This window comes from Streptomyces sp. YPW6 (assembly GCF_018866325.1).
In the GTDB taxonomy this organism is placed as follows: domain Bacteria; phylum Actinomycetota; class Actinomycetes; order Streptomycetales; family Streptomycetaceae; genus Streptomyces.
Window position 1 is genome coordinate 3,298,269 of sequence record NZ_CP076457.1, and the last position, 18,394, is coordinate 3,316,662.

The following is an 18,394-nucleotide window of genomic DNA, read 5'->3' on the forward strand; positions in this document are numbered from 1 at the left end:
TGACGAGCGGGCGTCCGATCGGACCACCCGTGAGTGACAGCAAAATGAATGGCTGCCAGAACGGCCGACGGACAGCCGCCGCCCGCTGACCGTGCGCAGCCTCAGCGGCCCGGACCGCTGGTCGCGAGCAGGCCGCCGGCCAGGCCGATGATCACTGGCGCCACCCCGACCGCCAGGAAGGCGGGCAGGAAGCAGAGGCCGACCGGCGCGGTGACCAGCACCCCGGCCCGTTGCGCCCGTGCCACTGCCGCGGCGGCTCGCTCGGCGCGCATCGACGCGGCCAGCCTGGCAACGGGTTCCGCCGCCGGGGCCCCCGTCGCACCTGCCCGGTGCAGACAGCGGGCCAGCGGTCCGGCACCCGGTATCTCCCCGAGTCGGCCCCACGCGTCGGCCGGTTCGCCGCCGAGCCGGATTTCTAGGGCGGTCCGGACGAGCTGGTCTCCGACCGGTCCGCCGATGGACCGACCCACCTCCTCTGCCGCCGCCCGAGGACCGGCCCCGACCGCGATACAAGCGGCCAGCAGATCCGCTGCCAACGGGAGCTGCCCGGCGATCACAGCCTGCTCCGGGGGGCTGTGGCCGGTCCTGCCCCGGGGCCGGGTCCGCTGCCACCGCCACGTCCCGTACGCCGCGGCCGCCCCGACCGCGCAGCCGAGCACGCCGCCGACCAGGATCCATCCCGTCAGCCAGGCCCCGCCCGGAGGCACCCACCGCCGAGCGGCCTCGGACAGACGTGGGACACCGCCCGACCCGAGCCCCACGGCCAGTCGGCCCCGCCTGCCGGGCCGTGGAGCCGCGTCCGTCCCCAACAACTTCGCGCCCCGCCCCCGAACCGCTCGCTTCCGAAATCCGGCAGCGATCACGGCTGCCACCTGCGCCACCACCCCCATCACCGCCGCCGACATCCCCAGGCTGTGGAGAACTTCTCCGCTCACGGCAGCTCCCCTCCCCGCACGATGCGGCCGGCCCAGTACAGCCCGGCCGCTTCCAGGAACGAACCGACCGCCAGGCAGGCCAGGCCGCCCGGGGTGTGCAGGAGTACGCGCAAGGGGTCACCGCCGAGAGCCGCGCCCAGACCCAGACCCGCGACGGGCAGCAGCGCCAGGACCACGACCGTCGACCACGCTCCCGCCATCTGGGCACGCAGCTCGTCCCGTCTGCGCCGGTCCTCCCGCAGCGTGGCCTCCAGGCGCTCCAACCCGGCCGCCAGCCCCGTCCCACCGTCGACGGCCACCCGCCAGCACGCGGCCATACCGGACAGGCCGCCCATCCCCGGGCCCTCCGCCGCCTGCCGCAATGCGGTCGGCACATCGCCGCTGAACCGTGCCGCCGCCAGCACCGCGGCCTCCGCCTCCCCCAGCCTGCTGCCGGATTCGGCCTGCGCTTCAGATCCGTCCTCTGCCAGGCCTTCTCGCAGCGCGACCAGCAGCGCCTGTCCCGGCTCGCGCCCGGCCCGCAGCTCCCCGACCACGGCTCCGCATAACGCCGCGACCGCGACCGCACCCCGCTCCGCCTCCCGGGCTCCGGCCCGCCTCCGCAGCCATCGGCGCATCAACGGAACCGCCATGGCCCCCACCACCAGCGGCAGCACCGAACTTCCCAGCACCGCGAGCACGACCGCGCCCGGAACACACCACCACTCCCGACGCCTGCGGGCCGCTTGTGTGACGCGCCTCCAGACCTCGACCAGGCGTAACCAACGCCCCCACAACCGGCGGGGCTCGGGCCAAGCGTCCTCGAACAGCACCCGCGCTCGCCGCACACCCGGTTCGCGCATCATCGCGAGCCATACCGCCGACCCCGCGCAGAGAGCCACCGCGTGGGCTCCGTACACCGATGTCACCGATCCCGCCGTCGTCGTCGCCGTCGCCATTGCTGTCACTGTCGCTGTCACAGCGCACCGCCGATCAGCGACCGCAGCCGTTCCCATCCCCGCTCCGGAACGAAGCCCCCGCCCCCCCAGCTGAGGGCCGGGACCGTGAAGACGAGGCCTGCGGCGTCCCGCTCCAGGACGTGCACCTCAGCGACCCGCCGTCGCCCAGCGCGGTCCCGTACGAGATGGACGACCACCGAGAGCGCGGCCGCCAACTGACTGTGCAGGGCCACCCGGTCGAGGCCGGCCGCGGTGCCCAGTGCCTCCAGCCGGGCGGGGACGTGCTCGGCGGCATTCGCGTGGACGGTGCCGCACCCACCCTCGTGCCCGGTGTTCAAAGCGGCCAGTAATTGCGTGACTTCAGCGCCGCGCACCTCGCCGACCACCAGCCGGTCGGGCCTCATGCGCAATGCCTGCCGGACCAGATCGCGCAAGGTCACGCGGCCGGCGCCCTCCTGATTGGCCGGGCGGGACTCCAGACGGACGACATGCGGATGGTCCGGTCGCAGTTCGGCGGAGTCCTCGGCCAGCACGATCCGCTCGTTGCCACCGACGGCCCCCAGCAGACTGGAGAGAAGCGTCGTCTTGCCTGCTCCAGTGCCCCCGCTGATCACATAGGAGACCCGGGCTTCCACGAGGGCCCGTAGGATCCGGTCGCCGCCGGGCGGCACCGTGCCCGCGTCCACCAACTCCGCGAGCGAGAAGGCCCGCGGCCGCACCACGCGCAGAGAGAGGCAAGTCGAGGCGACGGCCACCGGCGGCAGCACCGCGTGCATCCGAGTGCCGTCGGGGAGCCGGGCGTCCACCCACGGACGTGCGTCGTCCAGCCTCCTGCCGGCCACCGCCGCAAGACGCTGGGCCAGCCTCCGGACCGCCGCCGCGTCCGAGAAGGTGACGCCCGTCAGCTGAAGCCCGCCGCCGCGGTCCACCCACACCCGGTCCGGCGCGGACACCAGCACGTCGGTCACCTCCGGATCCGCGAGCAACGGCTCCAGCACACCCGTGCCGACGAGTTCACCGCGCAGTTCCTCTGCCGCTCCGAGCACCTCGGCATCCCCCAGCAGCCGCCCTTGAGCCCGCAGGGCAGCAGCCACCCCGGCCGGCGTGGGAGCGACACCGCTGCGTGCCAGCCGTTGACGTACGGCGTCGAGCAGTTCGTCCGTCATGCCGCCCCTCCCCCCGGCGGGCCGGTCACGGGGCTCGTGCCTCCAGCCGTCGCCACCTGGTCCCAGAAGGCCGCGCAGAACCGGGCCACCGGGCCCCGGCGGTTGCCGCCGGGCGGAATGCCGTCGTCCTGGGAGTCCAGAAGGCCCGGTTCCCAGGGAAGCTCGCCGACGAGCGGCAGACCGACGGCCCGCGCGACCCACCGCCCGTCCAGTCCCGACGCATACGGGCCCCGGGGCACCACCCGCAGGTCGTCCAGCACCATTCCGGCCGTGGACGCCACGCGCTTGGCCGCTGCCGCCGCACGCAGTTCGCCCGGCACCACCAGCAGCCCCAGATCCAGTTGGGCCAAGGCTTCGGCCACTCCCTCGTCGACCCTGCGCGGGAGATCGACGACCACCACGCCGCCGAGTCGGCGCGCAGCGGCAAGCACCGCCCGCATCGCCTGCGGCGGGATCACCACCTCGTCGTCGCGCCCCCAGCTCAGCACCCGCAGCCCATGGAGTGCGGGCAGCGAGTCCTCAAGGGCTCCGCCACCGACCCGCCCCTTCGACTGCGCGAAATCCGGCCACCGCATGCCCTCGGCCCGTTCGCCGCCGAGCAGGACGTCGATGCCGCCTCCCAGCGGGTCGGCGTCGATCAGCATCGTCCGCCGACCGGACCTGGCCGCACTCACGGCCAGGGCGCAGGCCAGCGTCGACGCGCCGGAGCCGCCCCGGCCGCCCATCACGCCGACGGTGAGCGCGGGCCGCCCCACCCCCTCTGCGGCGTTGGCGATCTGATCGACGAGCCAGCCCTCGGAATCGGGCAGCCGCAGCACATACTCGGCCCCGATCTCAACAGCCCGCCGCCATACATCCGGGTCGTCCTGGTCCCGGCCGACCAGCATCACCCCCTTCCTCCGGCCGGCGCCCCGGCATCGCGCGGCGGCGTCATCGCCCACCAGCACCATCGGGGCCCGCTCCCAGCTGCCACGACGCCCCGGCGGCCCGTGGTGGACCTCCGGCTCGGCACCGGCCGCCGCGCACAGTCGCAGCAGGTCATCGAGCAACTCCACGTCCTCCGTCACGATCAGCGGGCCTCCGCGCCGCCCGCCACCGACCGCCGCCTCTTCTCCCGCGAGGGATCCAGCCACGATCTCCGCCCCCTTCTCCTGTCCCTTCAGTGCGGTTCGCGGTGTTCTCGGAGCGTTTCCGAGATCCGCGATTCCGGCTCCCGCGGACTTCACGGGTGGAATCAACGTGCAACACCACGGAAAAACATGTGGATCTTGATGAAAAACTGTGGACAACCCCGGGGTTGTGAATAACTTCGTCACCCATACCAGCGACTTCCGGAGTGCAGCCCCTTGGCTACACACTGTGACGAGATGAGTCGCGGGACGTCGGCTCGCACGATCAGGCCGATCACGGCCAGACGGGAGACATAAGATGGTTTCCGCCCCTAAAACGCGTCCGGACATGCGACGACCCCCGCCGGGGGGGAGAGCGGGGGTCGTCCCCACGGTCGACTCGGGGGGGAGGAGTCGGACCGGGTTAGCACGGTCGCGAACGATCCGTGACTTCCATGGTGTACCCGAGGCCCTTCTCAGGCAAACCCACGCGCCGGAGTTTACGCCGAATGGTGGGCCCCTATGCTCAGCGTTGTGGAAAACTGCTTCTCGCCGCGCACAGCAGCCTTCTTTGACCTGGACAAGACGGTCATTGCGAAGTCTTCGACGCTGACCTTCAGCAAGTCCTTCTACCAAGGCGGACTGATCAACCGCCGCGCTGTACTGCGCACCGCGTACACACAGTTCGTGTTCCTCGCCGGGGGCGCCGATCACGACCAGATGGAGCGGATGCGTGAATACCTCTCCGCCCTCTGCAAGGGGTGGAACGTCCAGCAGGTCAAGGAGATCGTCGCCGAGACCCTGCATGACCTGATCGACCCGATCATCTACGACGAGGCCGCCACCCTCATCGAGGAACACCACACGGCGGGGCGCGACGTGGTCATCGTCTCGACCTCGGGCGCCGAAGTCGTCGAACCCATCGGCGAGTTGCTCGGCGCCGACCGCGTCGTCGCCACCCGCATGGTCGTCGGCGACGACGGCTGCTTCACCGGAGAGATCGAGTACTACGCCTACGGCCCCACCAAGGCCGAGGCCGTAAGGGCGCTCGCGGACTCGGAGGGGTACGACCTTTCGCGCTGCTTCGCCTACAGCGACTCGGCGACCGATGTGCCGATGCTGGAGTCGGTCGGCCACCCGCACGCGGTCAACCCCGACCGCGCGCTGCGCCGCGAAGCAACCCTTCGCGACTGGCCGATTCTCGTCTTCAACCGCCCGGTCCGCCTCAAGCAGCGTCTGCCCGCCTTCTCGATGCCGCCGCGCCCCGCTCTCGTGGCAGCGGCCGCAGTCGGCGCGGCGGCCGTCACTGCTGGACTGGTCTGGTACGCCAGCCGCCGCCGTACCGCCGGGGCAGCCGTGCCCGGGTGAGCCGGTGCCGCACCCACCGGGGCGAACCGACGCCGCCGCGCCCGGGTGAGCCTGGGCCGCACCGACCGGGGCGAAGCCCCCGCGCCCGGGTGAGTCGGCGCCGCACCGCCAGCTGATTGTCGTGCGCCGTGCCCAGGCGATCCGGTCCGCACCAGCGGCCGACCGTCGGCCGACGCGCCTGGGTCACCCGGTCCACCCCTGCTCGGGTGGAGCGGCAATCGGGCAGGGCGATTCTCGCCCGATTCGCCCTTGATTGAGCATAAAAGTAAAGAAGCGGGGCCAGGGGTTTCCGTTCCCCTGGTCCTGGAGTACAAAGGACATAACGGCCCGCGAGACCAAGGACATCCGCGAGGATGACCTGTTCGTACGCAGAACGGCCCCACGGACCGCGCACGAAAGCCGAGCACCCACGCGACGTCGACCCGTCGAATACGGGCCAGCCGCACCAGGTGACGGGCAAAGCACCCGACCTGATGGGCAACTTACGAGGACGCTTGGTAACTGGGCGGACGTGCCAGCGGCGGTACCGCATTCCGGTACCGCCGCAACCCTTGCACCGCACGGTCACTCCCAGGGCCGCCGAAGACGCGCTAACACCTCGGGCCGCCCCGCCCCGAACTCGCACCATCGCCTCGGGTTGCCCCGAACTCGCGCCAGCACCTCAGGTTGCCCCCGAACGCGCCCCATCACCTCGGACGGGGTCGCCCGCCTCGCATCGGGACATCGCCCACGACCGCTCACCACCCCGCGCCGAGTTGCACCCCGGACCGGCCCACCACGCCGGGCCGAGTCAGCCGCGAGAGCCGAGCGACTGCCGGACCCTCGGGCGGGCCTGAGACCGGCCCTCAGGCGGCGCCTCGCTGGAGTGCCTCGCACACCGCGGTCGACTCACGCACACCCAGCTCGATCGAGCGCCCACAGTGAGTGATCCAGGCGGCCATACCCTCGGGGGTTCCGGCCGTGTAGCCCTCGAAGGCCGCGACATAGGCCGCCCGGCCCTGTTCCGCGTGCCCCACCTCGGCCGGGCAGATCGACTTCGGGTCCAGCCCGCTGCCGATCAGCACGATGCGCTCGGCCGTCCGGGCCACCAGCCCGTTGTGCGAGACGAAAGGACGCAGCGCCAGCAGTTCACCGTGCACCACGGCAGCCGTGACCAGGGCGGGGGCGCTGCCACCCGCGATGATCAGACGCGAGAGCCCTTCGAGTCGCCCGGCCACCTCCTCCGCCCCGGGCAGCGGCGCCTCGATCAGCGGCTCGTCCACGATTTCGCCCGCCAGCCGAGGGCGCCCCACCGCGTCGCCGGGGGTCGCCCCGCCGGCCGCCACCAGATGCAACCGCGCCAGCACCCGCAGCGGTGACTGCCGCCAGATGGAAAGGAGTTGCCCCGCTTCCGCGGTGAGCCGCAGCGCCGCACCGACGGTGCGCGCCTCGCCCTCCCCGCTGAAGTCGGTACGCCGACGGACCTCTTCGAGACTCCAGTCGGCGCCGGCCAGCGCGGCCGAACCACGGGAACCCCGCAGTGCGGCTTCGGCAGTGACCTCGTTGCTGCGGCGCCGCATGACGCGGTGGCCGTAGACCCGGTCGACGGCCTTGCGCACGGAGTCCACGGCATCGGGCACGCCGGGCAGGGAACCGAGCGCGGCAAGCGGGTCTGAGGCAGTCGTACTCATAAGTAGCGAGGCTACGCGCCTGCCCCACCCGGACCACCCTCAAGTGGCCATCTTCACGAACGATGGCAGCACACAGCAATGAACCCACTACCCTAGGTGAACATGAAGATCGCTTTCGTCGGGAAGGGCGGCAGCGGCAAGACCACGCTGTCCTCGCTCTTCATCCGCCACCTCGCCGCCAACGAAGCCCATGTCATCGCCGTGGACGCCGACATCAACCAGCACCTGGGGGCAGCCCTCGGACTGGACGACGCGGAGGCCGCCGCGCTGCCCGCCATGGGCGCCCACCTCCCCCTCATCAAGGACTACCTGCGGGGCGCCAACCCCCGTATCGCTTCCGCCGAGACGATGATCAAGACGACTCCGCCCGGCGAGGGCTCCCGGCTGCTGCGGGTCAGGGAGGACAACCCGATCTTCGATGCCTGCGCGCGTACGGTGCGGCTCGACGACGGAGACATCCGGCTGATGGCGACGGGCCCCTTCACGGAGTCCGACCTGGGAGTCGCCTGTTACCACTCCAAGGTCGGGGCCGTGGAGCTCTGCCTCAACCACCTGGTGGACGGTCCGGACGAATACGTCGTGGTCGACATGACGGCGGGCTCGGACTCGTTCGCCTCCGGCATGTTCACCCGCTTCGACATGACGTTCCTGGTCGCGGAGCCGACCCGCAAGGGGGTGTCGGTGTACCGCCAGTACAAGGAGTACGCACGCGACTTCGGCGTCGCCCTGAAGGTCGTCGGAAACAAGGTCCAGGGTCCCGACGACCTGGAGTTCCTGCGGGCGGAGGTCGGCGACGACCTGCTGATCGGGGTCGGCCACTCCGACTGGGTGCGGTCGATGGAGAAGGGACGGCCGTCCAGGTTCGAGCTGCTGGAGGCCGACAACCGGATGGCCCTGCAGACGCTGCAGGACACCGCCGAGGACTCGTACGGGCTGCGCGACTGGGAGCGTTACACACGCCAGATGGTCCACTTCCACCTGAAGAACGCCGAGAGCTGGGGCAACGAGAAGACCGGCGCCGACCTGGCGTCCCAGGTCGACCCGGCCTTCGTACTCGATGAGCGGCACGCCGGGGCAGGCATCGCCGCACCTGCCTGACGCGCTACGCCCCGGGAGCTGGCGCGGAACTCCGGCCCCGGACGTCGTTCGCCGGTCACCCCGGGGTGACCGGCGAACGACACGGTGACGCGTTAGCGCAGTAGTGCAGTAGTGCAGTAGTGCGAGTGATGGTCGCGCGGTGCGGTCAGCCGGGTTCCTGCCGGTCGCCCGGGCGCGAGGCACACCAGCGACGAGGCGTCCGCAAGCGCCTCTGCATCCGAAAGCTCCTCTCTGCGCCCGCGGCTTCTCGGCGTCCACAGGCGTCGTCCGCAGGGTTCCCCGGCTTCTCGGCGTCCGCGGCTTCTCGGTCGGCGTCTAGGTCGGCGTCTAGGCCGGCTTCTCCGCGGACTCCTCGGCGGACTTCTCCACAGACTTCTCGGCGGACTTCTCGGCAGGCTTCTCCGCGGGCTGTGCGTCACCCGGCCGGTTGCCGAGGAAGGACGACCAGCCGGTCTTGGGAGCCTCGCCGACGCCGAGCTTCGTGAGCTTGGCCAGCGTCTTCGGGTCCTGCGCGTCCAGCCAGTCGACCAGCTGCCGGAAGGACACGCAGCGCACGTCTTCCTTGGTGCACACGGTCGCGATGGTCTCTTCGACCGCGCGCATGTAGGTGCCGCCGTTCCAGGACTCGAAGTGGTTGCCGATGATCAGGGGAGCCCGGTTGCCCTGGTACGAGCGGTCGAAGGCCTGGAGCAGCCCGTCCCGCATCTGGTTCCCCCAGTACTCGTGCTGAGAGGGGTCACCCTGGGTTCTCGTGCCGGACTGGTTGACCATGAAGTTGTAGTCCATCGAGAGGGTCTCGAAGGCGCGGCCGGGCATCGGGACGAGCTGGAGCGGAATGTCCCAGACCCCGCCCTTCTTCTGCGGCCAGACCTGGTTGCCGACGCCGCTGGAGTCGTACCGGAAGCCCATGGTCCGAGCGGCGGCGATCATGTTCTCCTGGCCTTCGAGGCACGGAGTACGGGCGCCGATCAGTTCCTTGTCGTAGTCGAAGGGAAGCGGCGCCTCACCCTTCAGCTCGGGGGTGTTGGTCTTCCAGCCCTTGACGAAGGCTTTCGCCTGGCTGATCTCGCTCTTCCACTCATCGACGGACCAGGTCCCGACGCCGCCGTCCTTGCCGCAGAAGTGACCGTTGAAGTGGGTGCCGATCTCGTTGCCGTCCTTCCAGGCGGCTCGGACCTCGGTGAGGGTGTCGCGGATGCCCTCGGTGTCGTTGAACCCGATGTCGGAACGGCCCGGCGCGTGCTGGGGCGGGTTGTAGAGGTCCTTCTTCTCCTCCGGCAGCAGGTACACGCCACTCAGGAAGTACGTCATCTTCGCGTTGTACTTCTTGGCCACACCGCGGAAGTGCGAGAAGAGCTTCTGGCTGTCCTCCCCGGCGCCGTCCCAGGAGAACACCACGAACTGCGGAGGCTTCTGGCCGGGGGCGAGGCGCTCGACGGCCGGCATGTTCGGCTGAATGCCGGTGAAGGCGGTGGACCCGTCCCCGATGAGCTTGACCGCGTTCTTCGGGGCGTTGGCCGGCGGGTTCTCCTTCGCGCCGTGGGCACCCTTCTCCGTGTCGGCTCCCGACCCCCCGGACGAGCCTGACCCGGCCCCGGAACAGCCCGCGAGAACGGCGATCAGGGCCGTGGACATGACGCCCAGGGCGATCCTCTTCGTGGCGGCCATCATCCGCCCACCCTCTTCCTTGCAGGTCAATTACGTAGAAAGCTGCCGGAGTAGGCCGAACACACCGAAGTGCGATGAAGCGCCTCGAAGCACCGGCAACGGCGCGGCAAAGTTCGCACGCGCTCCCGCTCAGGCAAGAGCGACATACCGAATGAAAAGCTTCTTATTCGCTGATACGAGTTATGAACTAGCCCGAACGCCCCCGGCCTGAACCGCACGAGCCCCGGGCCCGTGCCATCGGATGACCCCGTTCGCACGACCCGCTCCGCACCTCAGCCCCGCACACCCCGCGCGGCCGGAAATGCCCCACGTCACGCGTCGTTCGGCGACCCTGGAGCGCGGAGCGGGATCATGGCTCCATACACGAGAACACAGGTCTAAACCAATTCCCGGCAGGCCCTTGTCACCCGGCCTCGCGCCTGATGAGCTATGCCCCGGGACACAACGGACACCCTGGGACTGGGAGAAGTCGTGAGCAACGAGAGCCTGGCCAACCTGCTTCGGGAAGAGCGGAAGTTCGCTCCGCCTGCCGAGCTGGCCGCCAACGCCAACGTCACCGCAGAGGCGTACGAGCAGGCCGCGGCGGACCGGCTGGGCTTCTGGGCCGAGCAGGCCCGCCGCCTGACGTGGGCCACCGAGCCGACCGAGACCCTCGACTGGAGCAACCCGCCCTTCGCCAAGTGGTTCGCGGACGGCAAGCTGAACGTCGCGTACAACTGCGTGGACCGCCATGTCGAGGCCGGCAACGGCGACCGGGTCGCCATCCACTTCGAGGGCGAGCCGGGCGACAGCCGGGCCATCACCTACGCGGAGCTGAAGGACGAGGTTTCGCGGGCCGCCAACGCGCTCACCGAGCTGGGAGTCGGCAAGGGCGACCGGGTCGCCGTCTATCTGCCGATGATCCCCGAGGCCGCCGTGGCGATGCTGGCCTGCGCCCGCATCGGCGCCGCGCACTCCGTGGTCTTCGGCGGCTTCTCGGCCGATGCCATCGCAGCCCGCATCAAGGACGCGGACGCCAAGGTCGTCATCACGGCCGACGGCGGCTACCGCCGCGGCAAGCCCTCCGCGCTGAAGCCCGCCGTCGACGACGCCGTCTCCCGGTTCGACACCGTCGAGCACGTCCTCGTCGTCCGCCGCACCGGTCAGGACACCGCCTGGACCGAGGGCCGCGACGTCTGGTGGCACGAGATCACCGCGCGGCAGTCGGCCGAGCACACCCCCGAGGCCTTCGACGCGGAGCAGCCGCTCTTCATCCTCTACACCTCGGGCACCACGGGTAAGCCGAAGGGCATCCTGCACACCTCCGGCGGCTACCTCACCCAGGCCTCGTACACGCACCACGCGGTCTTCGACCTCAAGCCTTCGAGCGACGTCTACTGGTGCACCGCCGACATCGGCTGGGTGACCGGCCACTCCTACATCGTCTACGGACCGCTGGCCAACGGCGCGACCCAGGTCATGTACGAGGGCACCCCGGACACCCCGCACCAGGGCCGGTTCTGGGAGATCGTGCAGAAGTACGGCGTCACGATCCTCTACACCGCGCCGACCGCGATCCGTACGTTCATGAAGTGGGGCGACGACATCCCCGCGAAGTTCGACCTGTCCTCGCTCCGCGTGCTCGGTTCGGTCGGTGAGCCGATCAACCCCGAGGCGTGGATGTGGTACCGGAAGAACATCGGCGCCGACACGTGCCCCATCGTGGACACCTGGTGGCAGACCGAGACCGGCGCGATGATGATCTCGCCGCTGCCCGGTGTGACGGAGACGAAGCCGGGAAGCGCCCAGCGCGCACTGCCGGGCATCTCCGCCACCGTCGTGGACGACGAGGCCAACGAAGTACCGAACGGCGGGGGCGGCTACCTCGTCCTCACCGAGCCGTGGCCCTCCATGCTCCGCACCATCTGGGGCGACGACCAGCGGTTCATCGACACCTACTGGTCGCGGTTCGAGGGCAAGTACTTCGCGGGCGACGGCGCGAAGAAGGACGAGGACGGCGACGTCTGGCTGCTCGGCCGGGTCGACGACGTCATGCTCGTCTCCGGGCACAACATCTCGACCACCGAGGTCGAGTCGGCGCTCGTCTCCCACCCGTCGGTCGCCGAGGCCGCCGTGGTCGGAGCGGCCGACGAGACGACCGGCCAGGCCATCGTGGCGTTCGTGATCCTGCGCGGTACGGCGAGCGCGTCCGACGAGCTGGTCGCGGACCTGCGCAACCATGTCGGGGCGACGCTCGGCCCGATCGCCAAGCCCAAGCGGGTGCTGCCGGTCGCCGAGCTGCCGAAGACCCGGTCCGGCAAGATCATGCGCCGGCTGCTGCGTGATGTCGCCGAGAACCGCGAGCTGGGCGACGTCACCACGCTCACGGATTCAGATAGCGTGCGTCGCATCGCTGACAGTTTGAAGCCCACTGAGTCGCCCGAGTAAGCAGAACCTAAACGGTCCGCTCGTCCAGTTTCCGGCGGTCGACACGCGAACAGACACGACAGAAGCCCCCGCTCACACGCGGGGGCTTCTGTGTTTCCGCAGGTCAGAGGCGCATCAGGCTTATACCGACCGCTTGCCCGGAAAACAAACCGGAATTCCGGATTCCGATCATGGTCGAACCTGTGTTCCTATACCTGTGTACCGAAACCTGCACCGCGCTCTTGGGGGGCCTCATGCCCGAACACCGCCGAAGGAAGTCCGGCCGAACTGGGACGGTCGCGGGAGCCGCGACGATGGCCGCAGCGATGTCCTGGATGGCCGTAGTGGGCATCCGCGGGCCGCAGCACGACCACGTACAAGCGCCCAGCGTCCGCGCCGAAGATGACGAATCCCCTGCCGAGCTTCGGAGGGATGTCGACGTCTCGGACGGCTACGCACAGCGCGCCCCTGCTACGGACAAGCCGGACACCAGGAGAACGGCCGAGCAGCCAGCCCAGCCGCCGACTCTGCGCCCTCTGGTGGCTCAGGACGTCATGTCAGCGACTGAGATCCCGGTCCCGGCAGAGCAGCCCAGTCAGGCCGCCGCAGAAGCAGTCAGCCCGGTCTCCGGAGCCTCGGCAGCGCCCACGACTGAAACCAGGAAGGCCCCGACCGAGAAGACCCCGAGGGCAGCGAAGAGAGCCTCCCCCGAGGCTCCGGGCACCAGCCCCGTGCCCAAGACTTTCATCGTCCAGAACGCCGAGGGCTTCGAGGTCTCCGCGCCGAAGGACGAGCCCGACGCATGGGACGCCTGGGGCGACTTCTGGGGCGCGTTCAACCCGTTCATGACCTCGCTCTCAGCGCTGCCGCCTAGGTTGCAGGAGTGGAAGGAGGACGTCATCGAGCAGTACGTGGACTCTACGCCTCCGGAGCGCGAGGGCATCGTCGAGCAGTTGGAGGAAGTCTTGCCCTTGCTGACTGATTCGATCGGCGACACCCCGCAGCCTGACCGGCACGAGCAGCTCAAGCCCACCGTGCTGCCACCTATCTCAACCTCCCTAACCGAGGAGAGCCCGAGCATCCCCGTCTGAGCGTCCAAGCCCCCGACAGGCCAGCCCTGAAGGGGGCTTGCGCCTTCCCCGAAGGGCTTACTCTGACGGAGAGAGGTGGTGTCGCATGTCCGATGAACTCGCAGACAACCTACGGAAATACCGCCGCGCGGCGGGACTCAGTCAGGAGCAGCTCGCGCACCGTGCTGGACTCTCGGTCGGACCGGTCCGAAGGATCGAGCAGGGCGGCGATGGGGTCAGGATGGAGACTCTTCACGCGCTCGCCCGAGCGCTCGGGGTGAGGACCTCGGACCTGATGGCCGCCGGGGCGCCGGAACCGGTCGCGCTCGACGACCCGAACGGTCAGAACCTGCGCGAGCTGCGCATCGCGCTTTCGCCGGCCGTCAGCCTGGCCGACACCGTCGCGCCCACTGGCGACGAGCCCGACCTTCGCAACCTGCAACGCATGACCCACGACAGCGCAGTCCTGTACTACGGAGACAGGTACGCGAGCGTTGCCGCCGACCTTCCGAACCTCATCAGGGCTGTCAACGACGCCGTAACCTACTACGGCTCGGGGGACGAACACTCTGAGGCCCTCGTGATCCGCTCTCAAGCTCTCCGACTGGCCAGTCAGTACCTGACGCAGATCAGGCAGTACGACCTTGCCTATGGGGCCGCCAGGGAGGCCATCGCAGACGCCAGGGCGGCGGGAAACCAACTCGCTGCCGCCTCCGGGGTCGGCGGGATGTGCTGGACGCTCATCCGTACCGAGCGCTTCGATGAGGCTGAAGACATCGCCATCACGACCATGGACCTGGTCGAGCCGAAGATCATGGGCGCCACTCCGGACCAGTACGCCACGTGGGGCGGCCTCGCGATGGAGGCGGCGGCTGCGGCCGTGCGAAACAACCGTCCGAAGGAGGCCAAGGCCCTCCGGAAGGCGGCCGGCACCGCGGCAAAGGCCATCGGGAAGACGCACAAGAACATCCTGTGCCACTGGTCGATGTTCGGTCCCGTGACGGCCAGCATGAAGGAGCTTGAGGACTACATGATCGGCGGCGACGCCCGGTCTGTGGTCCGGAAGTCCCGTGACGAGCCGTACCTCCAGGAAGCAACATGGAAGAAGCTAGGCGGCCCGAGCACCAACGACGGGAACCGCTACCACCTCGACCTCGCGCGAGCACAGGTTCGCTCGGGCGATCCGACAGCCGCCATGGAGGAACTCTCGCGTCTCGCCGGCCTCGCGCCGGAGTGGTTCCGCCACCAGTCGTCCGCCGCGATCACCTTCGAGGAGATCACCAAGAAGCGCCGGACGCTCACAACGGAGATGCGCGAGGTGGGCGCCCACCTGGGCGTTCTCGCATAACTACACGATGACGATGCACTTCTGACGGATCATCGCCGGAAGTGCATCGTTACGCGTCTGGCCCACTGCGGCTACCCCTCGTAGCTTCGTAGTCATGGCGAGCAACCAGCAAGCCGAGCCCCGTATCGAGATCGGCTCGGTTATGAGGGATACAGAGACCGGCCGAGTCGGCATCGTGAAGCGAGGGCCGGAAGGCCCGTACCGCTTGCACGCCCTGCACGGTGAGGACTACTGGGAGGTCGACCCCGACCTCCTGGCTGACCTCACCACGAGCGAGGAGCTTGGCACGCGGGTCGCCGTGCGCAACTACTGGTCCAGGAACAGGATGCCGTCATGAGCATCCGCGCGCTGGTCCGCCACATCAAGTGGACCATCCTCCCGGACCGCGAGCCGGATGCCGAGCCGGTGACCCATCAGTTTCAGTGCGTGGTGTGCTCCGAGGAATCAGATCGCTCGACCTCTTGGGGCGAGCCGCAGGAGTGGGCGCTCACGCACTCCGGACAGAACCCGAGCCACCACACCTACCGCGAGTTGATCGCCCGCCCGTGGCGGACCTTCATGACTGACGGCCCTGGGTCGAGTTCGTGAAGCGCACCATCGGTCGGTATGCCGGCGCTCTCTTCGCCTTCACCATCGGGGCCTCGGTCGGCTTCGTCCTCCTCGCGGCCTACTTGACCGCGAACCCCTGAGCCGGTCCGTCCCGCGCGGAGGCCAACCGCCCTGGCGCCCCCGTCCCGCGCGGGACGGACCAGTCCACGCCCATCCGGCCGTCCCTAAAAATCGGCGGTCGGCGGCCGGATGGGTCGTCACTAATGAACGAACCGAAGGGCCAACGATGAACCCCGAACTGCTCGCAGCGCTCCGCATCGACAGAGGCGACGAGGACGACGACAAGAGCGGCGACCCTCCGCCCGAGGGCTCGGGCGGGCGCGGATACCAGTACTGACTCGGAGCCCCGCTCTCGCCGGCACCGCCCCTTAGACCGGCCCGTCCTGTGCGCAGGCCCTTTGGCCAGCTCCCCCGTGCCCGCGCAGGGCGGGCCCACCAGGCCCCCGCTCCGGTCGTATCGAAACCCATGGACAGGTCGAGTGGCGACCGGGGCGGGTTGCTCCACCCTCGTAACGGCTACCGGCCGACCTCACCCGAGGTTGGCCCCGAGACGCACTTTGAGGAGCACTGTGACCACCGCTGTAGAACTGAGCACCGTCCGTCCCTGGGGTACCGCCCGACTCGCGCCATATCCGACCACCATCGCCCGCCCTCACGCGTCGGTCTCCATCGACCCTGACACACAGCTCGGCACCTTCCTGGACCACGCCGGCCACGTCGTCGAGATGGGCAAGCACGGCACCGGAACGGGCACCGAGACGACCACGTCGACGAGTTCGGACGGCCAGTCGGGTAACGACCAGGGGTCCGACCAGGGCAGCGACACGGACTGATGACCGCGACCGAGAAGAGGCCGGTACTCGTGGCCACCGAGGCGGACGACATCACCGCCGACATGGTGATCACGGAACTCAACCGGCTCGATGTGCCGGTGGTCAGATTCAACCCGGCTGACATCGGGGCAGACCTGACGGTCTCGGCTCGGTTTGGCACGTGCCCGACCCCTGTGGTCGGGCACGTGCGTACCCCGTCGAGAACCGCCGACCTCGCCGACGTTCGCGCGGTGTACTGGCGTCGCCCCATCTGGCCGACGTTCCCGAGCCTGGAGCCCGACGACGCCCAGTTCGCTGCGGCGCAGGTTCGGTACGGGCTCGGCGGCAGCCTGTACGCGATGGAGGGGCCTCTCTGGGTCAACCATCCCCTGCGCGTCGCGGCGGCCGACTACAAGCCCGCACAGCTCGCTACGGCCCAGCGGCTCGGCCTCACCGTGCCGCGCACGCTGGTGACCAACGACCCGGACGAGGCGCGAGAGTTCATCTCCGCACACGATCGGGTGATCTACAAAACGCTGCGGTGGACGCCCTATCAGCGCGACGGCATTGCCGTGACCGGGTGGGCCGACCCCGTCACGGCCTCGGAGATCGACGACAGCTTGCGGGTGGCACCTCACCTCTTCCAGGCCGTCGTCGACAAGGCGGCCGATCTGCGCATCTTGATCGTCGGTCGACAGGTCTTCGCCGTGCGGATCGAGTCCGGCCTCTTGGACTGGCGCAAGGACTACTCGGCCCTGTCATACAGCGTGGTAGACCTACCCGCAGTCGTGGAGAAGGCGCTCCTTGCCTACCTGGATCACTACGGGCTGGTTACTGGCAGCTTCGACTTCGCCGTGGATCATGCGGGCGGGCTGTGGTGGCTGGAGCTGAACCCGAACGGTCAGTGGGGCTGGCTTGAGCCGCACACCGGATTACAGATGTCCGCCGCCTTCGCGGCCCTACTGGCAGGAGTGACCACATGAGCGACGGTGCTACCGAGAGGCGAGCCCTTGCTGGCCGACTGGTGCAGGACGGCGACCTGACGACGCCTGTCTGGCGGGCGGCCGTGGAGTCAGTGCCGCGCGAGCTGTTCCTTAACCCGGGGGTATTCCTGTACGAGGCCGGTCGGTGGCGGCCCGTAACGGCTATCGGGTCCGACCCTGCGGAGTGGCTGCGCGTCGCGTACACCCCCGACACGCTGACCACGCAGCTCGACGGGTACCTCACCGCGGACCAGGTGGGCGAGCCCGTGGCGGGCCTGCCGACCTCCTCCTCGACGACCCCGGCCCTCGTGGTCAGCATGATCGAAAGCCTGGACGTGCAGGACGGGCACCAGGTCCTGGAGATCGGCACCGGTACCGGCTACTCGGCGGCCCTGATGTGTCACCGCCTCGGCGAGGACAACGTGACCACCGTGGAAGTCGACCCCGAAGTCGCTGCGCGCGCGGATGCCGCCCTGGAAGCCGCAGGCTTCTCCACGTGGACCGTGACCGGCGATGGTCTCCATGGCCACCCGCGCCGTGCGCCTTATGACCGTGTCATCGCCACCTGTGCAGTCCGCCGCATCCCTTACGCCTGGGTCCGACAGACCAAGCCCGGCGGGGTCATCCTGGCCACGGTCGGCTCGTGGGCAAACGGTGCCGGCCTCGCGAAGGTGACCGTCAACGAGGACGGGACGGCCGAGGGCCGGATCATCGGGCGGGCCTCGTTCATGCAAGCTCGATCGCAGGCAGCGGCCCCGGTCGCTGGCGACCTCTCCGCGCGCACGGCCTATGCCGACAGCGAGCGGCAGACGAAGGTATCGCCGCTCATGCTTGACGAGTGGATGCCCGCCTTCCTCGCCCAGGTCGCGGCCCCTGGCGCTCAGTCCGTCCGTGCGACCACGAACGAGGGCGCGCAAGTCCTCTACCTCTTCGACCCTGAACGCGAGTCGTTCGCCGAGTTCACCCCCGATGGCGACGACTGGCGAGTCCGCCAGGGTGGCCCCGTCACCATCTGGGACGACATCGAGGAAGCCATCACAGCCTGGCAGGGAGCCGGCAGTCCGGACATCACCGCTGTTCAGCTCCGCATCACCGACCGGTGTCACACGTACTGGATCGGCGACGGGTCGGCCCTTCGATGGCAGCATCGGCTGACCGACCGCCCGTAGCGGGCCATCCCGCAAACGGCGAAGACCCCTGGCCGACGTGTCGGG

At 69.5% G+C, this 18,394-nt stretch carries 16 protein-coding genes; 10 read left to right on the plus strand and 6 right to left on the minus strand.

Annotation, left to right across the window (positions count from 1 at the left end):
• Window positions 1-101 precede the first annotated feature (101 nt).
• Genes KME66_RS14360 through ssd form a run of 4 tightly spaced genes read right to left on the minus strand, consistent with a single transcriptional unit; the run spans window position 102 to window position 4,172 of the window.
• Window positions 102-905, minus strand: coding sequence for a type II secretion system F family protein (locus tag KME66_RS14360; RefSeq protein ID WP_216329342.1), 804 nt, complete (start codon window positions 903-905; stop codon window positions 102-104).
• A gap of 26 nt (window positions 906-931) precedes the next feature.
• Window positions 932-1,873, minus strand: coding sequence for a type II secretion system F family protein (locus tag KME66_RS14365; RefSeq protein ID WP_253208333.1), 942 nt, complete (start codon window positions 1,871-1,873; stop codon window positions 932-934).
• A gap of 17 nt (window positions 1,874-1,890) precedes the next feature.
• Window positions 1,891-3,039, minus strand: a complete 1,149-nt coding sequence (locus KME66_RS14370) for a TadA family conjugal transfer-associated ATPase (RefSeq protein WP_216322508.1) — start codon at window positions 3,037-3,039, stop codon at window positions 1,891-1,893.
• Entirely contained in the window at window positions 3,036-4,172 is a 1,137-nt protein-coding gene (gene ssd, locus KME66_RS14375) for a septum site-determining protein Ssd (RefSeq protein WP_216322511.1), read from the minus strand. Before ssd ends, KME66_RS14370 begins: the two co-directional genes overlap by 4 nt.
• 498 nt (window positions 4,173-4,670) lie before the next feature.
• Between ssd and KME66_RS14380 the strand changes: the two genes are divergently transcribed.
• Complete coding sequence (locus KME66_RS14380) at window positions 4,671-5,516, plus strand: HAD family phosphatase (protein ID WP_216322514.1); 846 nt, start codon at window positions 4,671-4,673, stop codon at window positions 5,514-5,516.
• A gap of 845 nt (window positions 5,517-6,361) precedes the next feature.
• Here KME66_RS14380 and KME66_RS14385 read toward each other — a convergent pair.
• Window positions 6,362-7,186, minus strand: coding sequence for an oxidoreductase (locus KME66_RS14385; RefSeq protein WP_216322517.1), 825 nt, complete (start codon window positions 7,184-7,186; stop codon window positions 6,362-6,364).
• 102 nt (window positions 7,187-7,288) lie between these two features.
• Here KME66_RS14385 and KME66_RS14390 point away from each other — a divergent pair, with 102 nt between their 5' ends.
• Window positions 7,289-8,284: an ATP-binding protein gene (locus KME66_RS14390; RefSeq protein ID WP_216322521.1), complete on the plus strand. Its 996-nt coding sequence runs from the start codon at window positions 7,289-7,291 to the stop codon at window positions 8,282-8,284.
• Between the two features lie 327 nt (window positions 8,285-8,611).
• Here KME66_RS14390 and KME66_RS14395 read toward each other — a convergent pair whose 3' ends face one another.
• Window positions 8,612-9,955 carry a hypothetical protein gene (locus KME66_RS14395; RefSeq protein ID WP_216322524.1) on the minus strand — a complete coding sequence of 448 codons (1,344 nt, stop codon included), beginning with the start codon at window positions 9,953-9,955 and terminating at the stop codon, window positions 8,612-8,614.
• 426 nt (window positions 9,956-10,381) lie between these two features.
• On the opposite strand from KME66_RS14395, the gene acs reads away from it, so the two are divergent.
• From acs to tgmC, 8 genes are all read left to right on the plus strand, one after another.
• The gene (acs, locus tag KME66_RS14400; protein ID WP_216322527.1) at window positions 10,382-12,379 is read left to right on the plus strand and encodes an acetate--CoA ligase; all 1,998 of its coding nucleotides are present in this window, start codon (window positions 10,382-10,384) and stop codon (window positions 12,377-12,379) included.
• 170 nt (window positions 12,380-12,549) lie between these two features.
• A complete protein-coding gene (locus KME66_RS14405) occupies window positions 12,550-13,449 on the plus strand; it encodes a hypothetical protein (RefSeq protein ID WP_216322530.1) in 900 nt (299 codons plus the stop codon).
• 85 nt (window positions 13,450-13,534) lie between these two features.
• Window positions 13,535-14,776, plus strand: coding sequence for a helix-turn-helix domain-containing protein (locus KME66_RS14410; RefSeq protein ID WP_216322533.1), 1,242 nt, complete (start codon window positions 13,535-13,537; stop codon window positions 14,774-14,776).
• A gap of 94 nt (window positions 14,777-14,870) precedes the next feature.
• On the plus strand, window positions 14,871-15,113 hold the full coding sequence (locus tag KME66_RS14415) for a hypothetical protein (protein WP_216322536.1): 243 nt from the start codon (window positions 14,871-14,873) through the stop codon (window positions 15,111-15,113).
• Window positions 15,110-15,364, plus strand: a complete 255-nt coding sequence (locus KME66_RS14420) for a hypothetical protein (protein ID WP_216322539.1) — start codon at window positions 15,110-15,112, stop codon at window positions 15,362-15,364. The genes KME66_RS14415 and KME66_RS14420 overlap by 4 nt, the downstream gene beginning before the upstream one ends.
• Before the next feature lie 590 nt (window positions 15,365-15,954).
• A complete protein-coding gene (tgmA, locus tag KME66_RS14425) occupies window positions 15,955-16,218 on the plus strand; it encodes a putative ATP-grasp-modified RiPP (protein WP_216322542.1) in 264 nt (87 codons plus the stop codon).
• Window positions 16,218-17,180, plus strand: coding sequence for an ATP-grasp ribosomal peptide maturase (gene tgmB / locus KME66_RS14430; RefSeq protein WP_216322543.1), 963 nt, complete (start codon window positions 16,218-16,220; stop codon window positions 17,178-17,180). The genes tgmA and tgmB overlap by 1 nt, the downstream gene beginning before the upstream one ends.
• Window positions 17,177-18,349, plus strand: a complete 1,173-nt coding sequence (gene tgmC, locus KME66_RS14435) for an ATP-grasp peptide maturase system methyltransferase (RefSeq protein WP_216322546.1) — start codon at window positions 17,177-17,179, stop codon at window positions 18,347-18,349. Before tgmB ends, tgmC begins: the two co-directional genes overlap by 4 nt.
• Window positions 18,350-18,394: the final 45 nt, after the last annotated feature.